This window comes from Asticcacaulis sp. MM231 (genome assembly GCF_964186625.1).
GTDB lineage: Bacteria > Pseudomonadota > Alphaproteobacteria > Caulobacterales > Caulobacteraceae > Asticcacaulis.
Map to the genome: position 1 here is coordinate 1,822,049 of NZ_OZ075108.1, position 21,907 is coordinate 1,843,955.

Here is a 21,907-nt window from a genome sequence, read left to right on the forward strand (position 1 = left end):
TCTATTTCTACTTCAGATCAGACAGGGCATTCATATCGTAGGCGTTCAGTGATGGTGTGCCGAAATCAGCGGTGGCAGGCGTTGCGATGGGCGATGCCGCGACCGACGGTGCGGGCTCAGGGCGGCGGCTTTGCAGGCAGCGGCCCTGGAAGAAGGCGCCGACATCGATGGCCAGCTGATCGTGCGTGATGTCGCCCTCGACATAGGCGGTGGCTTGCAGCTTGATCTGCTTGCCCGTGATCGAGCCAACGACGCGGCCACGCACTTCGATGGTTTCAGCCTCGACCTTACCTTCGATATTGCCGGATTCGCCGACGATCAGATGACCGACCTTGACGTCACCGCGCACGGTGCCATCAAGATGCAGGTCACCATTGCCGGTGATGTTGCCTTCGATCAGCAGGCCGGTGCCGAAGCTCGACAGGCGGGCGCCCGTGGCGGCCGATGACGCCGGCTTGGTGCGGTTCATGTTGACATTGGGCGTTTCAAGCGGCGGCACCGGAACAGGTTGCGGCTTGGGCGGGGTCGGTTTGCTAGTTTTGTTGAACATAATCTCCAGCCTTTAAGAAACGTGCGGGGTTTTGAGGACGACCGTTTTGCCAGACTTCGTAATGAAGGTGGGTGCCGGTCGAGCGGCCTGTGTTGCCCATGGAGGCAATGCGCTGATCGACCGCGACACGTTGTCCGGATCGAACGGCGGCGGATGCCAGGTGGGCGTAGCGGGTCTTGAAGCCATTGCCGTGGTCAATTTCGACAACGTTGCCGTAGCCGGTGCGAACACCGACATAGGATATGATGCCCGGCGCGGTGGCATAGATCGGTGTCAGGTAAGCGCCGGAAAAGTCCTGGCCACTGTGCATCTTCGGACGGTGGTTGAACGGATCGAAGCGCACACCAAAACCGCTGGTTTCACGGGTGCCCACGGTTGGACGACCGAAAGGGATACGCTCGGCGTTATTTTGTAAGCCGCGCATATCGCTCAGATCCATCGCGGCGTTGCGAATGCGCTCAGCGAAGTCTTCATCGACGCCCAGGAAGCTTGCCAGCACCTTGTTGTCCTTGGAACGGGTCAGCGGGCTGCTGGTGCCGCTACCCGCGAAGGCCTGCGGGTTCAGGCCGGCCAGTCGGTAGGCAAGGCGCAGCTTTTCAGCGCGGGTCTTGGCGAAGACTTCGGCCTGGGCCACCATGCGTTCCTGTTCGGCGCGCACCGAATAAATGCGCTCGACCGGCGGCAGGCTGTCATCGGTAGGTGTCGGAGCAAGGGCTGCCATAGCGCCGGGCACGCCCTTGAAGTCCTTTAGAAGCGTTACCAGGCCCTGATGGCGGTTTTCGACCGTCTTGGCCAGTTGCTCCAGCGAACCGGAATTGGCGGTGGCCTGATTGGTGGCCATGTCGAGACGAGCCTGACGGTCGGCGATCCAGCGCTCGGACTGCGCCTTCATCATGCGCATCTGGTTTTCAGAGCCGGCACCGTGATTGGCAGCGAAAAAGAGGGTGAAACCGGTGGAGATGGCTAGCCAGGTGATCAGCGCAGACACCAAAACCATCAGGACAAGTTGTTTGCCCGGACTTAAAACATAACCGTGAGTTTCCGTGCCTGAACGGATGTAAAGCTGACGTTCCGGAAATATAAATTCCATCCAGCCGCCCAGGCGTCCCAAGCTTGTCTTACTCATCACCGCCGCCACCTAAACCTTCTGTTAATTATGCCTTCGTGGCGATAGTTGCGCAAGGTATATATCGCTGATGCCCCTTAACGGCGGCGGTGATGGACATAAAAGTCATAATAAACAGAATGTTCGTCTGATCGCTCATGTCTTGTGTCCCAATATGAATGCTCTGGTCAGAACTGTTTCAAGATTGATGCCGCTGGACACTGACGTAAAATTCGCCTCTCAGGATATGTAACCATATTTGCTGCCGAGACCTTGCTTTCGAGGCCTGCGGTGTCACGGAATTTTAATTAGACTGTCATTAATATGACTTATTCTGTGATCAGTTCCTTGGTTGTCGCTAAAACATCGTCGATATGGCCTTTAACCTTGACCTTGCGCCAGGCTTTCCTGATCAAACCTTGAGGGTCTATAATAAAGGTAGAGCGATCCGTGCCCATATAGACGCGGCCATAGAGCGTTTTCTCGCCCCAGGCACCAAATTCATCGATGGTTGTTGTCTCCGGATCGGACAGAAGCGGCATTTTCAGACCGTACTTGGTAATAAACTTGGCGTGGTCTTTCAGGCTGTCCTTTGACAGGCCGAACAGCTTGACGCCGAGTGTTTCAAATTCGGGCAGGGCGGCGGAAAAATCGCAGGCCTCCTGTGTACAGGTTGGCGTGTTGTCCGTGGGGTAGATAAACAGTACAGTCCAGCCGCCTTTTAAACCGGAAAGGCTGACATTTTCGCCGCCGCTGGAAGCCAGGTTAAAGTCTGGTGCGGGGTGGGGCGTAAAAGAAGTTACAGTTTTTGGTGATTTCACCATGACATAGCCTTGCTCAGTATCTAAAGATGATGACAGGGGTAAGATGGTGCGCGTTAACGCTCTTTTGTCGCAACCCGTCTACAGATTTCCATCCGCCCTGCTTTACAGCCTTAATTGATGAACCCGTCCAGACATAAGTGAAGAAATATTTCGACATCATAAGGAAGCGTTTGCGCCTTTTCGTGTTCGGATGGGTCGTGTTCATGGTCGTCATTCTGGGGGTGCGGCTGGGGCAGGGTCCTATACGTGTCGACGCCATCAAGTCGATCATTGTTTCTCGCTTAGAGACGCAGTTACCGCGCACGGATGCCACCATCAAACATCTGGACCTGGTGTGGTTTGGTGATGCGCGTGCGCTCGGTTTTCGTATTGAAGACCTGATCATTACCGATCGCAAAAACCGCATTATCGCCCGTGCTGGCAAGCTGGAAGCAGCTCTGGCGGCCGATAGTCTCATTGTGGCGCACCTGGCGCCGGCGCGTCTGACTGCCGAGGATTTTTTTGTTGCGGCTTCAATCTCGAAAGAAGGCCGCTATGATCTGGGCTATGAGGCACAGGGCAGGCCGGGGCAGGCGTCCGGTCTGTCGAAATTTTTCTACGACCTGACCGGCCCTGAAAAACTAGGCAGCCCGGTCAGCTTCACGCGCCAGCTTAGTCTTAGAAAAGGCCAGATACGTATGATCCAGCAGGGGGCGCCCCTCGACTGGACGGCCAATGTCTCGACCATCGATTTCACCAAACTGCATGGCAAGATGAATGGCCACGTCGATCTGGCGATTGAGGGGCTGGGCATGGATGCCGCAACACCTGCAACTCTCAAAATGGAAGCCTCCGGGGTGGTGGGGCTGAACAAGGCCACCATCACCGCCAATCTCCATCATCTGACTCCGAGCCGTTTTTTCCCGACAATCGGCGTGACCCGCGCCCTGGCGGGCATCAATGCGCCCGTCGATGGTGTGGCACGCGTTGATTACAGCAAAAAAAATGGCTTTGAGGGCGCTGGATTCGATATCAGCGCCGGTGCGGGGCGCGTCGATATCGGAGATTTCCATCAGACCTTCTCCGAAGCGCGTATTCGGGCCAACTATACCTCGGCCAACCATACGGCTTTGTTCCAGACCTTCCACGTCAAGTCATCCCTGCTGGATACGGATCTCAAGGGCCGCGTCGTCTTCCAGCCGCAGGATGAAAAGCTCAAGCGCGACCTGACCCTAGCCTTTGATTTCAATGGGCCTCGCGTCACCGGACGACTGGCCGATGACTTCGCCATGCAGACCCTGACCAAGGTGCAAATCAAAGGCTACTATATTCCGAAACAGCATCGCTTGCGTTATGAAAGTGTCACGGGACTTTTGAATGGCGCGCCGCTGCAAAGCCAGGGCGCTGTTTATACCGACGATCAGGGGCAACTGGGCGCCGACCTGACGGCGCAGATCAAGGGGCGCTTTACCAAGGAAGAGGTGTTCGCCTTCTGGCCCGAAGATCTGTCGCCGGGTACGCGCGGCACGCTGATCGAGCGCATCAAGGGTGGTGATTTCGCCAATGCCGACTTCGTGCTCAAGGCAGCGCCTGGGGATTTCCACCATCTGGAAAATGAAAATTTGCGCCTTGACTTCGATTTCCAAAATCTTGAAGTCTATCTAGAAGATCGCCTGAAAAATGCCACCGAACTGTCAGGTCATGGCCAATTGTTCGGCAACAGCTTTTTCATGGATGTTGACAGCGGCCGCCTGGTCGATGTCAGTCTGACCAGGGGCAAGCTGAGTGTACCCGATTTCCGCGACCGCCAGGCGGATATGCGCATTACCATCGATAGTGAAGCCGATGTGCCGAGCGTTATCGAGGCCATCGATCCGGTGACGGACCATCAACTGAGCAAAAACGGTCTGACGGGCGATCGCCTGGGTGGCGCGGCCCAGGCTCATGTTGAAATCTATTTCCCCATCTACGGCCATATCACCAATGACAATTTCGGTCTAACCTTCAAAGCTAATGTTGCCAATGGCGCCTTCAAGCAGGCAGCGCTCGGCTGGGACATGACCGAAGGCGCGCTGGTCGTTGAGGGAGATCTGCTGGCCAATACCTTGTCCGTAAGTGGTCCTGCGCATCTCGGCCCCTATTATGGTGATGTCACCTATCGCACACAGATGGCGCCCAAGACGCAGCTCATCGGTTTCAAAGGCCATTTCAACGCCGCGCAGTTTGGTGGATCCCCCCGCGTACCGGTGGCGATCAAGGGCAACTTTACCGTCGCTAACCGCAAGGGGCAGGGCAATATCGACTCCGATATCTTCCGGGGGGATGTCAGTTGGCAGGGCAATCCGGAAGGCGCGGAAGAGCGTCCTTCGGAAATGCTGATCGAAGGCGTGACGCTGGGCGAAGGCATGGAAGCGCAAGGCCTGCCGATCTTCGAGCATCTCAAGCGCGAACTGCCGACCCGCGTGTCCTTGCTGCGTTCCGGTGAGATCTGGAGTGGCGAACTGGAAGCCGAAAGCCTGTCGGGCGATATCGCCTATATTCAGGGCACGCGTCCGCGGCTGGTCTACAAGTCTGTGATCACCCCGGAAGAGGCGGAAGAACTGGGTTACGGTGCCCTGCCGATGTTCAGCGAAGCGCGACACCTGACGGTCAATATTTCGCTCTATGGCCAATCGAAAGAAGCTCTGCTTAAGCTCGACCAGATGAACGCTACGCTGGGCTGGTCTGAAATTCCGGGTAGCGATGAACTTCAGCGCCGCCTGTCGATGAAGGTGATGCCCGACGACTGGTACACACTGGGCTTGCCGAAAGCCTTTTTCACACCGCCGGCGCCGCTCGATGTCACAGCCCTGTGGCAACAGACCGACACGGTCCTGACCGGGCAGGTCCGGTTGCTTGATCAGACAATTGATTTCGACATGCCGCTGAAAGGCAAGAACAATCCGCCGCCGATCATGCTGCCCAATACCAGCTTTCCCTATGAATTGCAGGTGCGCGGTACAGCCAATGATGCTGTCCTGGCGGCGCTCGGTTATTCTCAGGATCCGGTGCACATCAGCGGCAAGGTCGGGCTGATATTCAGTCTCTACGATACACCGGGACAGCCGGCGGCCGTGCTTAACCTCGACGCCACCCAGGCGCAACTGGGCGTCCGCGCCACGGACTGGGTCAAACCCGTCGGTGAAGCGGCGGCGTTCGCGGTCAGCCTTGATGATCGGGGCGAGGGCGGCGGCACCAATCTGTCACGCATCTATGGTGAAGGCGAGCATGTCGGGATCAATGGCCGTGCCTCCTTCTCCAAAGGCGGCGTTCTGGAATTTGCCGATTTCTCAAAGCTCTACTTGAAGGACTTTATCGACGTCGCCTTCAAATATTATGCTGTGCCTGACCAGAACACCAATGTGATGTCGGTGAGCGGCCAGCAGCTCGATCTGCGGCCATGGCTGGACGCCACGCACGAACGCACGGTGAGCAAGATCGTGACTGCCAAGCCCGCCGACATGATCGCCGATGAGGCGCCGCCTGGACCCGCCACCCATCTTGTCGTGGATCTGGCGCAATTGCGCATGGCCAAGGACGGCGCTTTCAGCGACGTCAATCTCGATCTGACCTGGGATGGCGCCAATGGTCTGGCCGGCACAGGTTCAGGCCTGACCATGGATGGCAGCCCGTTGTCGCTCACCGTCAGCAATGAGAGTGCCTACAGCCTGTTCACGCTGAAGACCGGCAATCTCGGCAATGTTATCGAAACCGGGTCTGGTAACCGCAACGTCAAGGGTGGTGTGGCGGTTTTTGATGGTGTCTATGCCAATGCGCAGGTCGATGCCTCCCTGCGTGGTCATGATATCCGCGTCAAACAGATACCGGTTCTGGCGCAATTGCTGACGGTTGCCTCCTTGCAGGGCCTGAACGACACGCTGGTAGGGGATGGTATCCTGTTCCGCGACTTCGATTTCCCGATCCGTTACAAGGACAATATGTTGTTCATCCGTAACGGTTATGCCAAGGGCGAAGCGCTCGGTATTAATGCCTGGGGCACCACCGATCTCGATTCAAAAGCGCTCAATATGAGCGGCACGATCATTCCGGCCTATAGCGTCAACGCCATCTTCGGCGATATGAAATCGAACGGACTGGGGCTGGTCGGCATAAAGTACAGCCTGCGCGGTACGCAAAAAGCCCCCGAAGCGATGGTCAATCCGCTGTCGGTTATTCTGCCAGGTTTTATGAAGGTGTGGTTCGAAGCCGGGCGCCAGGACCCGTTCCCGGCGCTGGACCTGCCAACGCTGGAAGACAAGCTGGAAGACCTGCGCGAAGAGAACGACAAGAAGCCGAAGAAGTAGGCCTTAGATAGGCTTGACCAGAACGATCTTCTTCTTGCCCTGCGATAGCTTGATCACGCCATCAGCATTCAGATCGGCTCTGGTCACCAACTGATTGCCGTCATTGATCGCCACGTCGTTAACGCGCAATCCGCCGCCCTGCGCCAGACGACGGGCCTCGCCATTGGAGGCGGTCAGACCGATACGGGTGGCGAGCGCCGCCAGCATGATGCCCTCTTCCAGTACTGAGGCTTCGATCTCGATCGTAGGCAGGTCGGCGGACAGGATGCCCTGCTCGAAGGCCTTCTGGGCGGTATCGCGCGCGGTGGCGGCGGCGTCTGCGCCGTGGACCATGCGGGTGGCGGCATCGGCCAGGATCTTCTTGGCGTCGTTGATTTCGGCGCCTTCCAACTTTTCCAGGCGCGCGATCTCGTCCATCGGCAGATCGGTGAACAGGCGCAGGAACTTGCCGACATCGGCGTCTTCGGCATTGCGCCAGTATTGCCAGTAGTCGTAAGGCGACAGGGCATCAGCATTGAGCCACACCGCGCCGCCGACCGTCTTGCCCATCTTGGCGCCGGAAGCGGTTGTGAGCAAAGGCGTGGTCAGTCCGAAGGCGGCCTTGCTGTTGATGCGGCGCGTCAGTTCAACACCGTTGATGATGTTGCCCCACTGGTCCGACCCGCCCATTTGCAGCACGCAGTCATACTTGCTGTTGAGTTCGCGGAAATCGACCGCCTGCATGAGCATGTAGTTGAATTCCAGGAAGGTCATCGGCTGTTCACGTTCAAGGCGCAGCTTGACCGAATTCGAAGGTCAGCATACGGTTGATGGTGAAATGCGTGCCGAAATTGCGCAGGAATTCGATATAGCCAAAACCCGATAGCCAGTCGTCATTATTGACCATGACCGCGTCGGTCTTGCCGTCGCCAAAGGTCAGGAAGTTGTTGAAGACATTCTTGATGCCATTCATGTTGGACTGGATTTGCTCATCGGTCAGCAGCGGGCGTTGTGTGTCCTTGAAAGTCGGGTCGCCGACCTTGGTGGTGCCGCCGCCCATGAGCACGATCGGCTTGTTGCCGGTCTTTTGCAGCCAGTACAGCATCATGATCTGAACGAGGTGACCGGCGTGCAGTGAAGACGCGGTTGCGTCATAACCGATATAGGCCGTGATCGGGCCGGCCGCCGCCAAAGTGTCGAGCGCTTCGGCGTCGGTGCACTGATGGATGAAGCCGCGCTCCTGAAGGGTGCGCAGAAATTCGGATTTGAAGCTGTGTTCGGTCATGATAGCTATAGGGGCTAGGAGTTGGGCCGCTTGTGTGGCCTGATATATAGCCAAACGTCAAGATATAAGAGGCCGTCCATAATGAAAGTGCTGGGTTTTATGACCGGAACCTCTCTGGATGGAGTCGATATGGCCGTGCTGGATACCGATGGCGAGGCCCAGGTGACGTTCGGGCCGTGGTCGGAAAGGCCGATGCCGGCGGAAACGCGCAAAATTTTGGAGGGGACTATCCAGGCCGCTCTGATGTGGCCGCGCGGTGAACCGGAACCGGAGATTTTCGACGACGCGCGTCAAGCCATAGTGGCGTGTCATCTTGATGCCGCCCGAGAATTTCTCGATCATAACGGGCTGGTATTCTCTGATTTCGATGTTCTGGGGGTGCATGGCCAGACCGTGCTGCACGAGCGTCCGAAAAACGGCGTCAGGGGCCGGACGGTCCAGCTTTTCGATGGCCAGAGCTTTGCCGACGCAACGGGTGTGCCGGTGGTTTGTGATTTCCGTCAGGCTGATATCGAGGCCGGCGGCGAGGCCGCACCGCTGATGCCGGTTTATCACCGGGCGCTGGCGCAGAACGCTGGCCTCGAACTGCCGCTGCTGGTGGTCAACCTCGGCGGGGTCGCCAACATCACCGCCATCGATGCGCGTGGCCTGACGGCGCTTGATACCGGGCCGGCCAATGGCCTTATGGATCAATGGATGCGACGCCATGATCGCGGTGACTTCGACAATGAAGGACGTATAGCTGCCAGCGGCAAGGTTCATGCCGATAAGGTGGCCGCCTATATGGCGCACGATTACTTCAAGGCCGTCGCGCCGAAGTCGCTCGATCGTTACGATTTCAATTTCCAAGCAATTGATGACTTGGGCTTTGAGGACGGCCTCGCCACCTTAAGCGCATTTACCCTGCAAAGCCTGCTGGCGGGTATCAACCTGATCGCCGCGAAACCGATGACGGTCGTCCTTGCCGGTGGCGGACGTCATAATCTGCATCTCGTCAGCCAGATCACGGCCGCGCTTTCGCCGGCCAGGGTGGTGCTGGCCGAGGATCTGGGCTGGCGCGGCGGCGCGCTCGAAGCGGAAGGTTTCGCCTATATGGCGGTAAGGTCGCTAAAAGGCCTGCCGATTTCCTTCCCCGGCACAACAGGCGTCAAAATGCCCTTAACCGGCGGCAGGATCAGTTATCCGAAAAATAGGCCGCAATCTCTGGCGAGCTAGGAGAGCGCCATGAAACTGCCCTTGATGATAACCCTGTCGCTTTGCCTGATTGCCTGCGCACCGCCGACATTAACGGAAGAGGCCTCTCGAAGCGCATCATCCGCCTCGGCGTCCACGCTGGCGCCGACGTCCGTACGTCTGCCCGAGCCTTTTATCGGCCGTTGGGATGCCAGTCTTGAGGCCTGCAAAGCGACCAGCGAGATGAAGCTGATCATCTCGCAGACCGAACTGACTTTTTGGGAAAGCGCCGGACGTATCAGTGCCGTGACGAATACCAGGCCTGACGACGTTACGGTGCAGGCCGATTGTTCCGGCGAAGGCGAGTAATGGCAAAGACGCCTGCACCTTGTGCTGAGTGCCGACAACCAGACCCTGACCATCGATGATGGCAAGGGCGGCGTTCGCACGCGGTGTCCATAGGCCGGACGTATGAACGCCTGACTTAGGAGATTAGCCGCGTTCGGCCATCCGCATGTCGATATAGTCACCGACGCGGGTTTCGACTTCCTTCAACTGGTCATTCCAGAAGTGATTGGCTTCCGGCACGACTTCGGAAGCAATCACAATGCCCTTTTGCGAACGCAGCTTGGTGACGACGCGATCGACTTCGGCGGTCGGCACGATCGAAATCATTACCACCGTGCAGGAACATGCCTGAAGCCGGGCAGGGCGCCAGGAAGCTGAAATCATAGGCATTGGTTGGCGGCGACACCGAGATGAAACCATCTGTTTCAGGGCGACGCATCAGCAACTGCATGCCGATATAGGCGCCGAAATCATAGCCGGCGACCCAGAATTGCGAGGCTGTCGGGTTCTTGGCCTGAAGCCAGTCGAGCGCCGTGGCGGCGTCCGCCAGTTCGCCGATGCCGGAATCGAATTCCCCCTGGCTCTTTTGCACGCCGCGGAAGTTGAAGCGCAGGACGGAGAAGCCGCGCGTCATAAACAGGTGGAACAACTGGACGGTGACCGGATTGTTCATGTGACCGCCCGCCTTGGGGTGCGGATGCAGAATCAACGCGATCGGCGCATTCTCGGTTTTGCCTGCGCTATAACGGGCTTCGATGCGTCCGGCAGCTCCGGCCAGAATGACTTCGGGCATTCAATCACCTTGTAAAATCATAAATATGTCATGCGAGCCGCCATAATACTTGACTGCGTTAGTCGGAATTATTACATTCAGGCTCACACCTTCAAAGGCAGCAATTGCGCCTCTTAGCACAAAGATTTGTCTTTGCGCAGGTTTTTGCATCACTTCTGCCTTTAAAACTGCAGGCAAACCAAGGAATTCACATGCGCTTATCGACCAAAGGACGTTACGCGGTCATGGCCATGACCGATCTGGCGGTCAATGCTCAGGCGGATGATAAGGCTGTCAGTGGCGGCCATCGTCCGATTTCGCTATCAGAAATTTCCGAGCGCCAGCAGATTTCCCTGTCCTATCTGGAGCAGCTCTTTGCCCGTCTGCGCAAGGCTGGGCTGGTGAAAAGCGCACGCGGTCCGGGCGGTGGTTACACGCTCGCGCGCGAACCGGGGTGCCTGTTCGTGTCTGAAATTGTGCTGGCGGTTGATGAGCCGATCAAGGCCACGCGCTGCGAGATGACCTCCAACAAACTGGGCGCTAACAAGCGCCTCAATGCGAGCATGTCGAAGGACCAGGCGGTGCGCGAAATCGGCTGTATGCCAGGCGGACAACGATGCCTGACGCACAATCTCTGGGAAGATCTGGGCGTCGCCATCCATGATTACCTGTCGCAGGTATCGCTGGAAGATGTGGTCCGCAAGCGCACTCGCAAGAAGGTTCAAATCACTGCCGCCGAGCCCTCGCGCTCCGTCATGATGGAGGCCTAGGTCTTTGGCCGATATTTTGTATCTCGATCATGCCGCGACCTCGCCACTTCGACCTGAAGCGCGCGATGCCTTTTTGCGCGCGGCTGATCTGGGCGGCAACGCGTCTTCGGTGCATAGTTTGGGGCGCAAGGCCAAGCTGACTTTAGAAGAGGCGCGCAACGATATCTTAAGCGCGGTGGGCGCTGTTGGTATCGGCGGTCTTGTCTTTACCTCCGGCGGGACCGAGGCCAATGCTTTGGCGCTGTATCAGGCGCAGAATTATGATCGTGTGCTGGTGTCCGCCGGCGAGCATGACAGTATCTATGGCGCGGTTTCCGGCGCGGACATCGTGCCGCTTAAGGCAACGGGTGACGTCGATCTTGTGGCACTGGAGGCCTTGCTGGCTAAGCCGGGGCGTCCGTTCGTTGCCCTCATGCTGGCTAATAACGAAACCGGCGTCATCAATGATGTCGCGATGGCGGCGGCGTTAGTGCATGCCAAAGGTGGCTGGCTCCATGTCGATGCCGTTCAGGCACTCGGTAAGATCCATATTGATTTTGCTGCCCTCGGTGCGGATTCCCTTTCGCTCAGCGCGCATAAGGTGGGTGGCGGGCAGGGCGCGGGCGCGCTGATCTATAACCGCGATCACACGCCAAAAGCCTTGATCACCGGCAGTGGTCAGGAACTGGGCTTGCGCGCCGGAACAGAGAATATCGCTGGAATTGCCGCCTTCGCGGCGGCGCTCAAGGCTTGCAATGGCGTGTCGGACGCTCTAAGCAGCGCACAAAAATCGACGGAAGCGGCTCTCAAAGCGCTGGGTGTCACCATTTTGGGTGAAGCGGCGGCGCGTGTGCCGGGCATCCTCTATATCGCGCAAGCGGACTGGGCCTCAAATCTGCAACTGATCCACATGGATTTGGCTGGCATTTGCGTCAGTTCGGGGTCGGCCTGTTCGTCCGGCAAGGTCAAGGCCAGCCGCGTTGTTACCGCCATGGGGCATGCTGATTCAGGTTTGGCTGATCTGGACGACAAGGTTTTGCGGATATCGGGCGGCTGGACAACAACAGCAGAAGACTGGGAGCATTTTTATGATGTCTGGTCAAAAGGTTATAAAGTGTATTTGAAGCGTCACGCGAAAGAGTTGGTGTAATGGCTGCGGTTAAGGAAACCATCGAGACGGTCGCCGGGCTGGAAACCTATGAGCACGGCTTTGTCACCGATATCGAAATGGAGTTCGCGCCCAAGGGCCTGAACGCCGATATTGTGCGCTTTATCTCCGCCAAGAAGAATGAGCCTGAGTGGATGCTGGAGATGCGTCTGGCCGCCTATGAGCGTTGGCTGACCATGGAAGAGCCGGATTGGGCCAAGGTCGATTACCAGAAGGTCGATTATCAGGACCTCTACTATTATGCCGCGCCGAAGAAAAAGGACGGTCCGAAATCGCTCGACGAGATCGATCCGGAACTGCTGAAAACCTATGCCAAGCTGGGCATTCCTCTGCGTGAGCAGGAAGTGCTGGCCGGCGTTGTGGGCGCGCCGCGTTATGCGGTCGATGCGGTGTTTGACTCAGTCTCGGTTGTCACCACCTTCAAGGACGAGCTGAAAAAGTCTGGCGTCATTTTCTGTGCCATTTCAGAAGCGTTGCGCGAATATCCTGATCTGGTACGTCAATACTTAGGTACCGTCGTGCCGGTGTCGGATAATTATTTCGCGGCGCTGAATGCGGCCGTCTTTTCGGATGGCTCGTTCGTCTATGTGCCGCCGGGCGTGCGCTGCCCGATGGAGCTTTCGACCTATTTCCGTATAAATGCCGAAAATACCGGCCAGTTCGAGCGCACCCTGATTATCGCCGACAAGGGGGCTTACGTTTCCTATCTCGAAGGCTGCACGGCGCCGCAACGCGACGAAAACCAGCTTCACGCTGCCGTGGTCGAACTGGTGGCGCTTGATGACGCCGAAATCAAATATTCGACCGTGCAGAACTGGTATCCCGGCGATGCCGAGGGCAAGGGCGGCATCTATAATTTCGTTACCAAGCGCGCCGATTGCCGTGGCGCGCGCTCAAAAGTATCGTGGACACAGGTTGAAACCGGTTCCGCGGTAACGTGGAAATACCCATCCTGCATCCTGCGCGGTGATGACAGCGTCGGTGAGTTCTACTCGATCGCCGTCACCAATGGCGCGCAGCAGGCCGATACCGGCACCAAGATGATCCACCTCGGCAAGAACACGAAGTCGCGCATTATCTCGAAGGGCATTTCAGCGGGTCGTTCCAGCGCCACCTATCGCGGTCTGGTCTCGGCCCACGCCAAGGCGACCGGCGCGCGTAATTTCACCCAGTGCGACAGCCTGCTGATCGGCAAGACCTGTGCGTCGCATACCGTGCCCTATATCGAATCCGATACCGCCAAGGCTCAGTTCGAGCATGAGGCGACGACCACGCGCCTGAGCGAGGATCAACTGTTCTACGCCATGCAGCGCGGGTTATCCCAGGAAGAAGCTGTGGCCTTGCTGGTCAACGGTTTCGTGCGCGATGTGTTGCAAAAATTGCCGATGGAATTCGCCGTTGAGGCTCAGAAGTTGGTGGCGATCTCCTTAGAGGGGAGTGTCGGGTGATGGATTATATCTTGAAGCGACACGTCGTTCTTTTCAGTTACGTTCCTATAGCCTTGGTTTCTGCTTTTTACATTTATGCTTCAATGCTTTATTCCAGTTATGGATTGGGGCGACGAGATTATAATTTTGCAATCACTCTGGCGAATTTTATCTTGGCCAGCCTTATTATTCCTTGGATTGGGTTGGTGTTTTTTTCGTTTAAAAAGAAGCCATTGTACGGAATAGCAGCGCTTTTAGGTTCGCTAATTCTCGGATTAATTGGCTCTTTCGCAATCGCTATGACTGGCTGGAGCCAGATGTGAGAAATATTATGCTTTCGATCAAAGATTTATCCGTCGCTGTTGACACCAAACAAATCCTGAAAGGCCTGTCTCTGGACGTGCCGGCGGGTGAGGTGCACGCCATCATGGGCCCCAACGGCGCGGGCAAGTCAACGCTTGGTTATGCTCTGGCCGGTCGCCCGAATTACCAGATAAAATCCGGCACGGTAGTCTTCAACGGTGAAGGCCTGTTCGAGAAGGACGTGCACGAGCGCGCCGCCGCGGGTCTCTATCTGTCGTTCCAGTATCCGCTTGAAATCCCCGGCGTCCCGGCCCTGACCTTCCTGCGCACGGCGCTTAACGCGCAAAAGAAGCTGCTCGGCGAGGACGAGATGTCGGCGCCGGATTTCCTCAAGCGTGTGCGCGAACTCGCCAAGACGCTCAAGATTGACATGGACATGCTCAAGCGTCCGCTCAATGTCGGCTTTTCCGGCGGTGAGAAGAAGCGCATGGAAGTGCTGCAAATGGCGCTGCTGGAACCGAAGTTCCTGATCCTCGACGAGACCGATTCCGGCCTCGATATCGATGCGCTGAAGGTGGTCTCGGACGGCGTGAATGCCTTGCGCGCGCCCGATCGCGGTATGCTGGTCATCACCCACTATCAACGATTGCTCGATCATATCAAACCGGATCGCGTACATGTGCTGGTCGCCGGCAAGATCGTCCGTTCGGGCGGTCCTGAACTGGCGCTCGAACTGGAAGCCCACGGCTACGATCAGTATCTGGGGGAAGCGGCGTGACCTTATCCGCGCTCGACATCTTTGACCCGTCGTCCTACCCGACGCGCCGCGACGAGGAATGGAAATATTCCGACCTGTCGCGCGTTTTGCGTGAGGCGCCGAAGAAGCCGCTGGTGGTGCGTACCCTGTCTGAACTGGAACTCGGAGCCGGACGGATTTGTCTATTTTTCGGCAGATGAAGCGGGTTTTGATGGCCTGCAAGCTGCCGCCGATCACGCCATGCAAAAGGCGCATGGCCGGCTCTATATCGACGGCAACGACTTCGGTGACGAGGATGGTTATCTCGGCTATCAGGGCCATGGTGAGATCGATGTGGCCGCCGGTCAGGCGCTGGTGGTTTTTGAGGACTACACCGGTGCATTTGATTATGCCGTCCATAGCCATCTGCGCTTTAAGCTGGGCGATGGCGCGAAGTTGACCCGCGTCGTTATACTGGATGAGCCGGAAACAGCCGTCTCAGTCCGCCAGTCAACGGTTGAGACCGCGCCGGATAGTGTCTTCAAGCAGTATGTCTTTTCGACCGGCGCGAAATTCCAGCGCTTTGAAACCCACGTCCGTCATGCCGGCCATGGCGCCATCGTTGAGATGAATGGCGCCTACCTGGTCAAGGACAAGCGCCACTTCGACCTGACGACGCGTGTGTCGCATGGCGAGATCAATGGGCTCACCGATCAGACGATCAAGGGCCTGGTCAAGGATAGCGCCACCGCCGTCTTCCAGGGGCGTATTGTCGTTGAAAAGGGGGCGGACGGTACGGACGCCCGGATGCGCCACCAGGCCCTGATCCTCAATGATGGCGCCCATATCCGTGCCAAGCCGGAACTCGAAATCTACGCTGACGATGTGAAGTGCGCGCACGGCAATACGATTGGCGCGCTCGATGAAGACGCCATGTTCTTCGCCATGAGCCGCGGCATCCCCGAAGAGGCGGCGCGCGCTATGCTGACCCATGCCTTTGTCCTGCCGGTGGCTGATGCCATCGAGGATGAGGTGTTGCGCGAAACGGTGTTGAATTTCCTCGAAAATGTATCGGAGGATTTCTATGCCGTTTGACGTTGAAAAGGCGCGCGCCGATTTTCCGATCCTGTCGCGCGAGATCAAGGGCAAGCCTCTGGTCTATCTCGATAGCGGCGCCTCAGCGCAAAAGCCCACGGCCGTCATCGACGCCATGAGCCATGCCATGCGCCATAGCTATGCCAATGTGCACCGTGGCTTGCATACTCTGGCCAATGAGACGACCGACGCCTATGAGGCCGGTCGTGAGACCGTGGCGCGCTTTATCGGCGCCCAGACCGATGAGATCGTCTTCACCAAATCGGCCACCGAGGCGATCAATCTGGTCGCTTATAGCTGGGGCGAAAGCCTGCAGGCCGGTGATGAGATCCTGACGACCGAGATGGAGCACCACGCCAATATTGTGCCATGGTACATGTTGGCTGAGCGCAAGCGGCTTAAGCTCACCTATGTGCCTATCCTCGATGATGGCACGCTCGATATGGCGGCGTTTGATCAACTGTTGACCAGTAAGGTTAAGCTGGTTTGCGTCACTCATATGTCGAATGTGCTCGGCACTATTAATCCGGTGGCTGAGATCATCGTCAAGGCACACAGCCTTGGTGCGAAAATCATGGTCGATGGCTGCCAGGGCGTCGTCCACTTGCCGGTAGATGTGAAGGCGCTTGACGCCGATTTCTACGCCTTCTCGGCACACAAGCTCTATGGTCCAACGGGGCTCGGCGTGCTCTACGGCAAAAAGGAACTGCTGGAAGCCATGCCGCCCTGGCAGGGCGGCGGTGAGATGATCGCGCACGTCACCAAGGAAAAGATTACCTGGAATGAGCCGCCGCATCGCTTTGAAGCCGGCACGCCGGCTATTCTCGAAGTCATAGGCCTCAAGGCGGCGATCGACTGGCTGTCGCAGTTCGACCGCGCCGAGATCGACGCGCATGAACACGCCCTCTATCAACGCGCCCATGATAGTCTGAGTTCAATCAACTCGCTGCGTATCCATGGCGAAGCCAAGGGGAAGGGCGCGATCCTGACCTTTTCGCTCGGTCAGGCGCATGCCCACGATGTGGCGCAGATCCTTGATCGGTATAATGTCGCCGTCCGCGCCGGCACGCATTGTGCCGAACCTTTGATGACACGCCTGGGTGTGACCTCTACCGTTCGCGCCTCCATAGCCCTATATAACACGGAAGCTGAGATCGATATCCTGGCCGTGGCTGTCGCCAAAGCGCAGTCCTTTTTTGGATAGTATTGGCCTTCTTTGCGTAGAATGTGAACCTGATGACCGAAACCGTTGAAACTCAAGAGTTGTTGTTTAGCCTGGATGATATGGGCGCCAATCAGCCTTCCGCGCTCGCGCAGGAGGAACTGACACGCCTGACGGACGAACTTATCGCCGCCTTCAAGACCGTCTACGATCCGGAGATTCCGGTTGATATCTATGAACTGGGGCTGATCTACCGCGTCGATGTATCGGATGACCGCGACGTGGTGGTCGATATGACCCTGACGGCGCCAGGCTGCCCTGTGGCGGGTGAGATGCCCGGCTGGGTCAAGGAGGCCGTGTTGACCGTCAAAGGGGTGCGCGATTGCGACGTTAATCTGGTATTCGAGCCGCCTTGGGAATCGTCGAAGATGAGCGATGAGGCCAAGCTGCAACTGAATATGTTTTGACCATGGACATTCAACCCACCATCAAACCGCGAGTCCGTCGTCCGCGCCCAGCCGTGGTCAGCTTGACCGAGGCCGCCGCTACGCAGGTCAAGGCCATCATGTCGCGTGCTGAGAAACCGTATGCGGGTTTGCGCATCGGTGTGAAGCAGGGCGGCTGTGCCGGTCAGGAATATGTGATGTCCTACGCGGAGGAAATCGGACCGATTGATGAGGTGGTGACCGACAAGGGGGTGACCATCCTGATCGAGCCCAAGGCCGTGCTTTATCTCGTCGGCACCGTCATAGATTACGAGACGACCAAGCTGGCGTCGAAGTTTGTTTTCAAGAATCCGAATGAAACAGATGCGTGTGGCTGCGGCGAAAGCGTAACGATTATACCTGTGAAGCCTGACTAACAGGCATGGCCAATAGCCAATCTAGGGCGTCATGCAGATCCGTGAAGGTGCGGATATTCTGATTAGGAAACAGGTGGCTATAGGTTGAGGTCCGGGCGCGTGTCAGGGCGTCCGATGTCAGTATGGCGACATAGTGGGTGACGGTCTCGCCGCGTGTAATATCTGCCCAGTGGTTCGATAATCTTTGCACATCTTCAAAGGTGATTGTGGTTTCGCAATTGCGATGATCCATTAGGCGCCGGTAAAGCCACGGCCGATCGATCGCCGCATACGCTTTGATGAACTTATCGGTATAGTACTGGCTGGTCTGTGCGCCTTTAAGCCTGAAGGTGATCAACTTCTGCGCTTCATCTACGGTCAGTTTGAAATATGGATCGATCATCCCTGTACGTCCCTGTTTTTTAAGTCATTAAGCCACGGGATCGCTGAATTTTCGTTAATGGCGTTTAGGACTAATCCTTGACCAGAACGGAGGGCTGGAAAGGTTGGCCGGTAGCTTCGCTGATTAGTTCCTGCGAGCGCTGCTCAACACGATCACGCAGCGTGTTCAGGAATTCATCCTTGGACATGCCAGGGGCAATCGGTTCCATAAACTCCAGAACGGCCGTGCCGGGTGTCTTTTTGTAACGGGTTTCCTGCCAGAACAGGCCCAGATTGGTAGCCACCGGCACAACGGGCATATTGAAATTGTTGGCCATGTGCCAGACGCCGGAGCGGTAGCGGCGATAGGTGCCCGGCGCGTTAAGGTGACCCTCAGGATAGATGAGAATACTGCGGCCGTCCTTGGCGGCATCCGCCGAACGACTGGCCAGGTTCTTGCGCGCTTCGATGCCGCCGCAGTTGTTGACCACGATGGCGCCGAGTTTGGAGAGCAGGGTGCTCATCATCGGGTATTTTTCGAGATGGTCGCCGGTGACGAAAGCGAGGTCATCGAACTGGGAATAGATGCAGAAGCCATCGCCCCAGCTATGGTGTTTGCAGGCGAAGATAACCGGCACATCGGGGATGTTTTCGCGGCCTCGGATCTCAAGCTTGATGCCTGCGAAGATGCGCATGGCCTGAACCATGCGACGGGTATAGCGCTGTATGATCCACTTCACCGGCTTGCGGCCGGGAAACAGCGTCAGGATCAAGGCCATCAGGCTGTATAAGATCGACAAAAACCAGTAGGCGATAGCGAACATGAAACTGCGCATAGGTGTCCCCCAAATGAACAAAGCGAATTGAACATTGTTCAAGTTGCTTTGTCAATCCCATTCAGGATGTGGCTTAGGCGGCGTTTGAGTCGGTTTTGTTGATATCTTCGGCCACGGTCACCTTGTTGCGGCCGTTGTTCTTGGAGAGGTACAGCGCCTTGTCGGCACGATCGAGCAGATCAAAGGAATCTTCGCCATATTCGCGTTGCGCGACGCCGGCCGAAATAGTGACGGTACCGAGATCTTCATTTGTGGAGCGGCGCTTGAGTACGCGTGAGGCGATTTCGGTGCGCGCTTCATTGAGCAGGCGCTCGACATTGTCACAGGTTTCACCGGGGAACAACAGGCCGAATTCCTCGCCGCCGTAACGGGCTGCCAGACGCGGCGGACGACCGATGCGGGCCAGAACCGAGGCGACGTAACGCAAAACCTGGTCGCCGGTCTGATGGCCCCAGGTATCGTTGAAGCGCTTGAAGTGGTCGATATCGATGACAGCAAGAGTCAGGGGCTTGGTGACATCGTCACCTTCACAATGGGCATCGAGTGCCTCATCGAAGGATTTACGGTTGGCCAGGTTGGTCAGGGCGTCGGTCATCGCTTCCATGCGCACCTGATCGAGGTGTTTGCGCAGACGATTGACTTCGCGTGAGGATTCCGTCAGGCGGCCTTCGAGAACAGTGTGATGATCCAGAACGGTATTGGTGGCTTCGGTAAGGCTGTCGATCAGGCCCTTGAGGGCGAGCGTGTCAACATCGCTCATCGACTTCTTGGCGCCTGCGAGCGTTTCTGAATAGGTTTTTTGCGTCTTCTGGGCATCGACGATGACTTCGGTGATCGAGGCCAGTTCGCGGGTCAGCTTCAGGCCGGCATCGCGCACTTCATCGTTGAGCTTCATACGGGCGATGAACTTGCTGGCCAGGCTTTCCGACACGTCTTCGGTGATGGTTTCGCCGGCGGCGACAAGGCGGTGGATTTCCTGAGCGAGCGGACATTCCGGATCGCCGGCGACATAGAGCCATAGCTCGTAATTGAGCGGGGTTGGCCAGACACCGTGATCCTGCATCAAACGCAAGGCTTCTCCGGCCAAGGCATAGGCGGCGGGACTTCTTACGCTGATCTCTATGTCGTTGTTCATTCGTTTTCTGGCCCCCTCTTCAGGGACCTTCCCTGGCGGTCTTTGCTACCTGATTCTTCGGGTAGCCCGGATAACTTAGACGAACTTCTCTGACAGGCGGTTAACGCGATCTCAAAAAATACAAGCGCGTTATGCCTTCACAGGTGTCGGACGCATCATGAAGGCAGGCACATGCTCGCCGAAAGGGGTCTCTTCCTGTGCCGGCTGCTTTGTTTTTGCTGCGTTTTTTGGCTTGCGTTCTTCGCGGCGCGGACGTTTTTCGACCACCGCTTCTAGGGGCTCTTTTTCAGCAATTATTTCTGCGACCTCAGGCTTTTTTTCTTCCTTGAACACTTCCACAGATGCGGAATGTTCGCGCGCCCGTGGCGCCGGCTTGTGATCACGCTCTGGCCGGCCTCTGGACTTGCCTGTTTCGCGGCGAGGTTGACGCGACGATTCACGCGGCGCATCGCTCAGTTGCGAATAATCGACCTTCAGTTCGAGTGTCGCCGGCTCTTTTTTGATGAGTTTGACGACCTTATCGTAGTTCTTCTCATCGTTCGGCGATAAAAGCAGGTAGGTTTCACCGGTGCGGCCAGCGCGACCGGTGCGGCCGATGCGGTGCACGTAATCGTCGGCATGGATGGGCGCATCGAAATTGAAAACGTGGCCCACGGCCGGAATATCGAGACCACGGGCAGCGACATCGGAAGCCACCAGCAGGGTCAGTTCGCCCTTGCGGAAGGCATCGAGCGTCTTCATGCGCAGGGACTGATCGAGGTCCCCATGGATCGGCGCAGCATTAAAACCGTGGACGCTCAGGGATTTTGCGACAATATCGACGTCGGTCTTGCGATTGCAGAATACGATGCCGTTCTTGATATCCAGAGTTTTGAGCAGGGTGCGCAGAGCGATCCGTTTGGCGCGCACATCCTTGTGCGGAACGCGCAGCACATACTGGGTAATGTTTTCGCCGGTTGTGGCCGGGCGTGACACTTCGATGCGGACCGGGTTTTTCAGGAAAGCCTCGGTCAGGCGGGTGATTTCGGGCGGCATGGTGGCCGAGAAAAACAGGGTCTGGCGCGTCGGCGGTGTCATCTTGAAGATGCGTTCGATGTCTGGGATGAAGCCCATGTCGAGCATACGGTCGGCTTCATCGACCACCATCATGGTCACGCCGTTCAACATCACCTTCGAACGCTCGAACAGATCAAGCAGACGACCAGGTGTGGCGATCAGCACGTCGACGCCCTTATCCAGCTTGGCGACCTGATCGGCCATGGATACGCCGCCGATAAGCAGAGCCCAGTTCAGCTTGTGGTACTTGGCATATTTTTCAAAGGCTTCGGCGACCTGATCGGCCAGTTCGCGGGTTGGCTCAAGTACAATGGCGCGCGGCATCCGCGCACGCGAACGACCGGCGGCCAATTTCTCAATCATTGGCAGGGTGAAGGCGGCGGTCTTGCCGGTGCCGGTTTGCGCAATGCCCAGCACGTCCAGACCAGTCATGGCAACAGGAATTGCCTGTTCCTGAATGGGGGTAGGGGTATCGTAGCCTGTTTCAGCGACAGCTCTGAGAACTTGCTCGCTCAGACCGAGATCGGTAAATTTCGTCATGACACTCTTCAAATCGTTCCATGTCCTGACAAGCCTTCTTGGGAGGAATGGAATAAAAGGGCGCCAATCTGAGCGCCAGGGGGGGCAGCCGTCGTTTATGCTGGCGGGCATTAAGCCACG

The 21,907-nt window shown here is 57.1% G+C and carries 20 protein-coding genes and 2 pseudogenes; 13 read left to right on the forward strand and 9 right to left on the reverse strand.

Annotated features, from left to right (window positions below; translation table 11 throughout):
* Window positions 1-7: 7 nt before the first annotated feature.
* From ABQ278_RS08915 to ABQ278_RS08925, 3 genes are all read right to left on the reverse strand, one after another.
* On the reverse strand, window positions 8-550 hold the full coding sequence (locus ABQ278_RS08915) for a polymer-forming cytoskeletal protein (RefSeq protein ID WP_349319303.1): 543 nt from the start codon (window positions 548-550) through the stop codon (window positions 8-10).
* Window positions 534-1,676, reverse strand: a complete 1,143-nt coding sequence (locus ABQ278_RS08920) for a peptidoglycan DD-metalloendopeptidase family protein (RefSeq protein WP_349319304.1) — start codon at window positions 1,674-1,676, stop codon at window positions 534-536. The genes ABQ278_RS08915 and ABQ278_RS08920 overlap by 17 nt, the downstream gene beginning before the upstream one ends.
* Window positions 1,677-1,984: 308 nt before the next feature.
* The gene (locus ABQ278_RS08925; protein ID WP_349319305.1) at window positions 1,985-2,479 is read right to left on the reverse strand and encodes a peroxiredoxin; all 495 of its coding nucleotides are present in this window, start codon (window positions 2,477-2,479) and stop codon (window positions 1,985-1,987) included.
* A gap of 170 nt (window positions 2,480-2,649) precedes the next feature.
* On the opposite strand from ABQ278_RS08925, the gene ABQ278_RS08930 reads away from it, so the two are divergent.
* Complete coding sequence (locus ABQ278_RS08930) at window positions 2,650-6,801, forward strand: DUF3971 domain-containing protein (protein WP_349319306.1); 4,152 nt, start codon at window positions 2,650-2,652, stop codon at window positions 6,799-6,801.
* 3 nt (window positions 6,802-6,804) lie between these two features.
* On the opposite strand, the pseudogene tyrS reads toward ABQ278_RS08930, so the two are convergent.
* Window positions 6,805-8,065: pseudogene (tyrS, locus tag ABQ278_RS08935) on the reverse strand (tyrosine--tRNA ligase).
* 99 nt (window positions 8,066-8,164) lie between these two features.
* Between tyrS and ABQ278_RS08940 the strand changes: the two are divergent.
* Window positions 8,165-9,280 carry an anhydro-N-acetylmuramic acid kinase gene (locus ABQ278_RS08940; RefSeq protein ID WP_349319307.1) on the forward strand — a complete coding sequence of 372 codons (1,116 nt, stop codon included), beginning with the start codon at window positions 8,165-8,167 and terminating at the stop codon, window positions 9,278-9,280.
* A gap of 9 nt (window positions 9,281-9,289) precedes the next feature.
* Complete coding sequence (locus ABQ278_RS08945; protein ID WP_349319308.1) at window positions 9,290-9,607, forward strand: hypothetical protein; 318 nt, start codon at window positions 9,290-9,292, stop codon at window positions 9,605-9,607.
* A gap of 123 nt (window positions 9,608-9,730) precedes the next feature.
* Here the strand turns inward: ABQ278_RS08945 and ABQ278_RS08950 are convergent.
* A pseudogene (locus tag ABQ278_RS08950) lies at window positions 9,731-10,379 on the reverse strand (alpha/beta hydrolase).
* A gap of 191 nt (window positions 10,380-10,570) precedes the next feature.
* Between ABQ278_RS08950 and ABQ278_RS08955 the strand changes: the two are divergent.
* The 10 genes from ABQ278_RS08955 (at window position 10,571) to ABQ278_RS09000 (ending at window position 17,860) form a co-directional block, all read left to right on the forward strand.
* Entirely contained in the window at window positions 10,571-11,128 is a 558-nt protein-coding gene (locus ABQ278_RS08955) for an Rrf2 family transcriptional regulator (protein ID WP_349319309.1), read from the forward strand.
* Window positions 11,129-11,132: 4 nt separating this feature from the next.
* Window positions 11,133-12,257 (forward strand): aminotransferase class V-fold PLP-dependent enzyme, encoded by a 1,125-nt coding sequence (locus ABQ278_RS08960; RefSeq protein WP_349319310.1) that lies wholly within the window; start codon window positions 11,133-11,135, stop codon window positions 12,255-12,257.
* The gene (gene sufB / locus ABQ278_RS08965; RefSeq protein WP_349319311.1) at window positions 12,257-13,723 is read left to right on the forward strand and encodes a Fe-S cluster assembly protein SufB; all 1,467 of its coding nucleotides are present in this window, start codon (window positions 12,257-12,259) and stop codon (window positions 13,721-13,723) included. Before ABQ278_RS08960 ends, sufB begins: the two co-directional genes overlap by 1 nt.
* On the forward strand, window positions 13,720-14,025 hold the full coding sequence (locus ABQ278_RS08970) for a hypothetical protein (RefSeq protein ID WP_349319312.1): 306 nt from the start codon (window positions 13,720-13,722) through the stop codon (window positions 14,023-14,025). Before sufB ends, ABQ278_RS08970 begins: the two co-directional genes overlap by 4 nt.
* An 8-nt stretch (window positions 14,026-14,033) precedes the next feature.
* A complete protein-coding gene (gene sufC, locus ABQ278_RS08975) occupies window positions 14,034-14,783 on the forward strand; it encodes a Fe-S cluster assembly ATPase SufC (protein ID WP_349319313.1) in 750 nt (249 codons plus the stop codon).
* The gene (locus ABQ278_RS08980; protein WP_349319314.1) at window positions 14,780-14,962 is read left to right on the forward strand and encodes a hypothetical protein; all 183 of its coding nucleotides are present in this window, start codon (window positions 14,780-14,782) and stop codon (window positions 14,960-14,962) included. Before sufC ends, ABQ278_RS08980 begins: the two co-directional genes overlap by 4 nt.
* A gap of 40 nt (window positions 14,963-15,002) precedes the next feature.
* On the forward strand, window positions 15,003-15,836 hold the full coding sequence (gene sufD, locus ABQ278_RS08985) for a Fe-S cluster assembly protein SufD (RefSeq protein ID WP_349319315.1): 834 nt from the start codon (window positions 15,003-15,005) through the stop codon (window positions 15,834-15,836).
* A complete protein-coding gene (locus ABQ278_RS08990; protein ID WP_349319316.1) occupies window positions 15,826-17,040 on the forward strand; it encodes a cysteine desulfurase in 1,215 nt (404 codons plus the stop codon). The genes sufD and ABQ278_RS08990 overlap by 11 nt, the downstream gene beginning before the upstream one ends.
* Window positions 17,041-17,120: 80 nt before the next feature.
* Window positions 17,121-17,465, forward strand: coding sequence for an SUF system Fe-S cluster assembly protein (locus ABQ278_RS08995; RefSeq protein ID WP_085931778.1), 345 nt, complete (start codon window positions 17,121-17,123; stop codon window positions 17,463-17,465).
* Window positions 17,466-17,467: 2 nt separating this feature from the next.
* On the forward strand, window positions 17,468-17,860 hold the full coding sequence (locus ABQ278_RS09000) for an iron-sulfur cluster assembly accessory protein (protein ID WP_349319317.1): 393 nt from the start codon (window positions 17,468-17,470) through the stop codon (window positions 17,858-17,860).
* On the opposite strand, the gene ABQ278_RS09005 is transcribed toward ABQ278_RS09000, so the two are convergent.
* The 4 genes from ABQ278_RS09005 to ABQ278_RS09020 form a co-directional block, all read right to left on the reverse strand.
* Window positions 17,838-18,242 (reverse strand): hypothetical protein, encoded by a 405-nt coding sequence (locus tag ABQ278_RS09005; RefSeq protein ID WP_349319318.1) that lies wholly within the window; start codon window positions 18,240-18,242, stop codon window positions 17,838-17,840. The two genes, ABQ278_RS09000 and ABQ278_RS09005, sit on opposite strands and share 23 nt — an antisense overlap.
* A 70-nt stretch (window positions 18,243-18,312) precedes the next feature.
* Window positions 18,313-19,056 (reverse strand): lysophospholipid acyltransferase family protein, encoded by a 744-nt coding sequence (locus tag ABQ278_RS09010; protein WP_349319319.1) that lies wholly within the window; start codon window positions 19,054-19,056, stop codon window positions 18,313-18,315.
* A gap of 73 nt (window positions 19,057-19,129) precedes the next feature.
* On the reverse strand, window positions 19,130-20,191 hold the full coding sequence (locus ABQ278_RS09015; RefSeq protein WP_018080092.1) for a GGDEF domain-containing protein: 1,062 nt from the start codon (window positions 20,189-20,191) through the stop codon (window positions 19,130-19,132).
* A 129-nt stretch (window positions 20,192-20,320) separates the two neighbouring features.
* Complete coding sequence (locus ABQ278_RS09020; protein WP_349319320.1) at window positions 20,321-21,787, reverse strand: DEAD/DEAH box helicase; 1,467 nt, start codon at window positions 21,785-21,787, stop codon at window positions 20,321-20,323.
* Between the last annotated feature and the right edge of the window lie 120 nt (window positions 21,788-21,907).

Coding starts and splice junctions, on each gene's coding strand:
- sufD (WP_349319315.1), top strand. CDS start 15,003: ATGCAAAAGGCGCATGGCCGGCTCTATATCGACGGCAACGACTTCGGT.
- ABQ278_RS08955 (WP_349319309.1), top strand. CDS start 10,571: ATGCGCTTATCGACCAAAGGACGTTACGCGGTCATGGCCATGACCGAT.
- ABQ278_RS08920 (WP_349319304.1), bottom strand. CDS start 1,676: ATGAGTAAGACAAGCTTGGGACGCCTGGGCGGCTGGATGGAATTTATA.
- ABQ278_RS08915 (WP_349319303.1), bottom strand. CDS start 550: ATGTTCAACAAAACTAGCAAACCGACCCCGCCCAAGCCGCAACCTGTT.
- ABQ278_RS08990 (WP_349319316.1), top strand. CDS start 15,826: ATGCCGTTTGACGTTGAAAAGGCGCGCGCCGATTTTCCGATCCTGTCG.
- ABQ278_RS09020 (WP_349319320.1), bottom strand. CDS start 21,787: ATGACGAAATTTACCGATCTCGGTCTGAGCGAGCAAGTTCTCAGAGCT.
- ABQ278_RS09010 (WP_349319319.1), bottom strand. CDS start 19,056: ATGCGCAGTTTCATGTTCGCTATCGCCTACTGGTTTTTGTCGATCTTA.
- ABQ278_RS08925 (WP_349319305.1), bottom strand. CDS start 2,479: ATGGTGAAATCACCAAAAACTGTAACTTCTTTTACGCCCCACCCCGCA.
- ABQ278_RS09015 (WP_018080092.1), bottom strand. CDS start 20,191: ATGAACAACGACATAGAGATCAGCGTAAGAAGTCCCGCCGCCTATGCC.
- sufC (WP_349319313.1), top strand. CDS start 14,034: ATGCTTTCGATCAAAGATTTATCCGTCGCTGTTGACACCAAACAAATC.
- ABQ278_RS08940 (WP_349319307.1), top strand. CDS start 8,165: ATGACCGGAACCTCTCTGGATGGAGTCGATATGGCCGTGCTGGATACC.
- ABQ278_RS08945 (WP_349319308.1), top strand. CDS start 9,290: ATGAAACTGCCCTTGATGATAACCCTGTCGCTTTGCCTGATTGCCTGC.
- ABQ278_RS09005 (WP_349319318.1), bottom strand. CDS start 18,242: ATGATCGATCCATATTTCAAACTGACCGTAGATGAAGCGCAGAAGTTG.
- ABQ278_RS09000 (WP_349319317.1), top strand. CDS start 17,468: ATGGACATTCAACCCACCATCAAACCGCGAGTCCGTCGTCCGCGCCCA.
- ABQ278_RS08995 (WP_085931778.1), top strand. CDS start 17,121: ATGGGCGCCAATCAGCCTTCCGCGCTCGCGCAGGAGGAACTGACACGC.
- sufB (WP_349319311.1), top strand. CDS start 12,257: ATGGCTGCGGTTAAGGAAACCATCGAGACGGTCGCCGGGCTGGAAACC.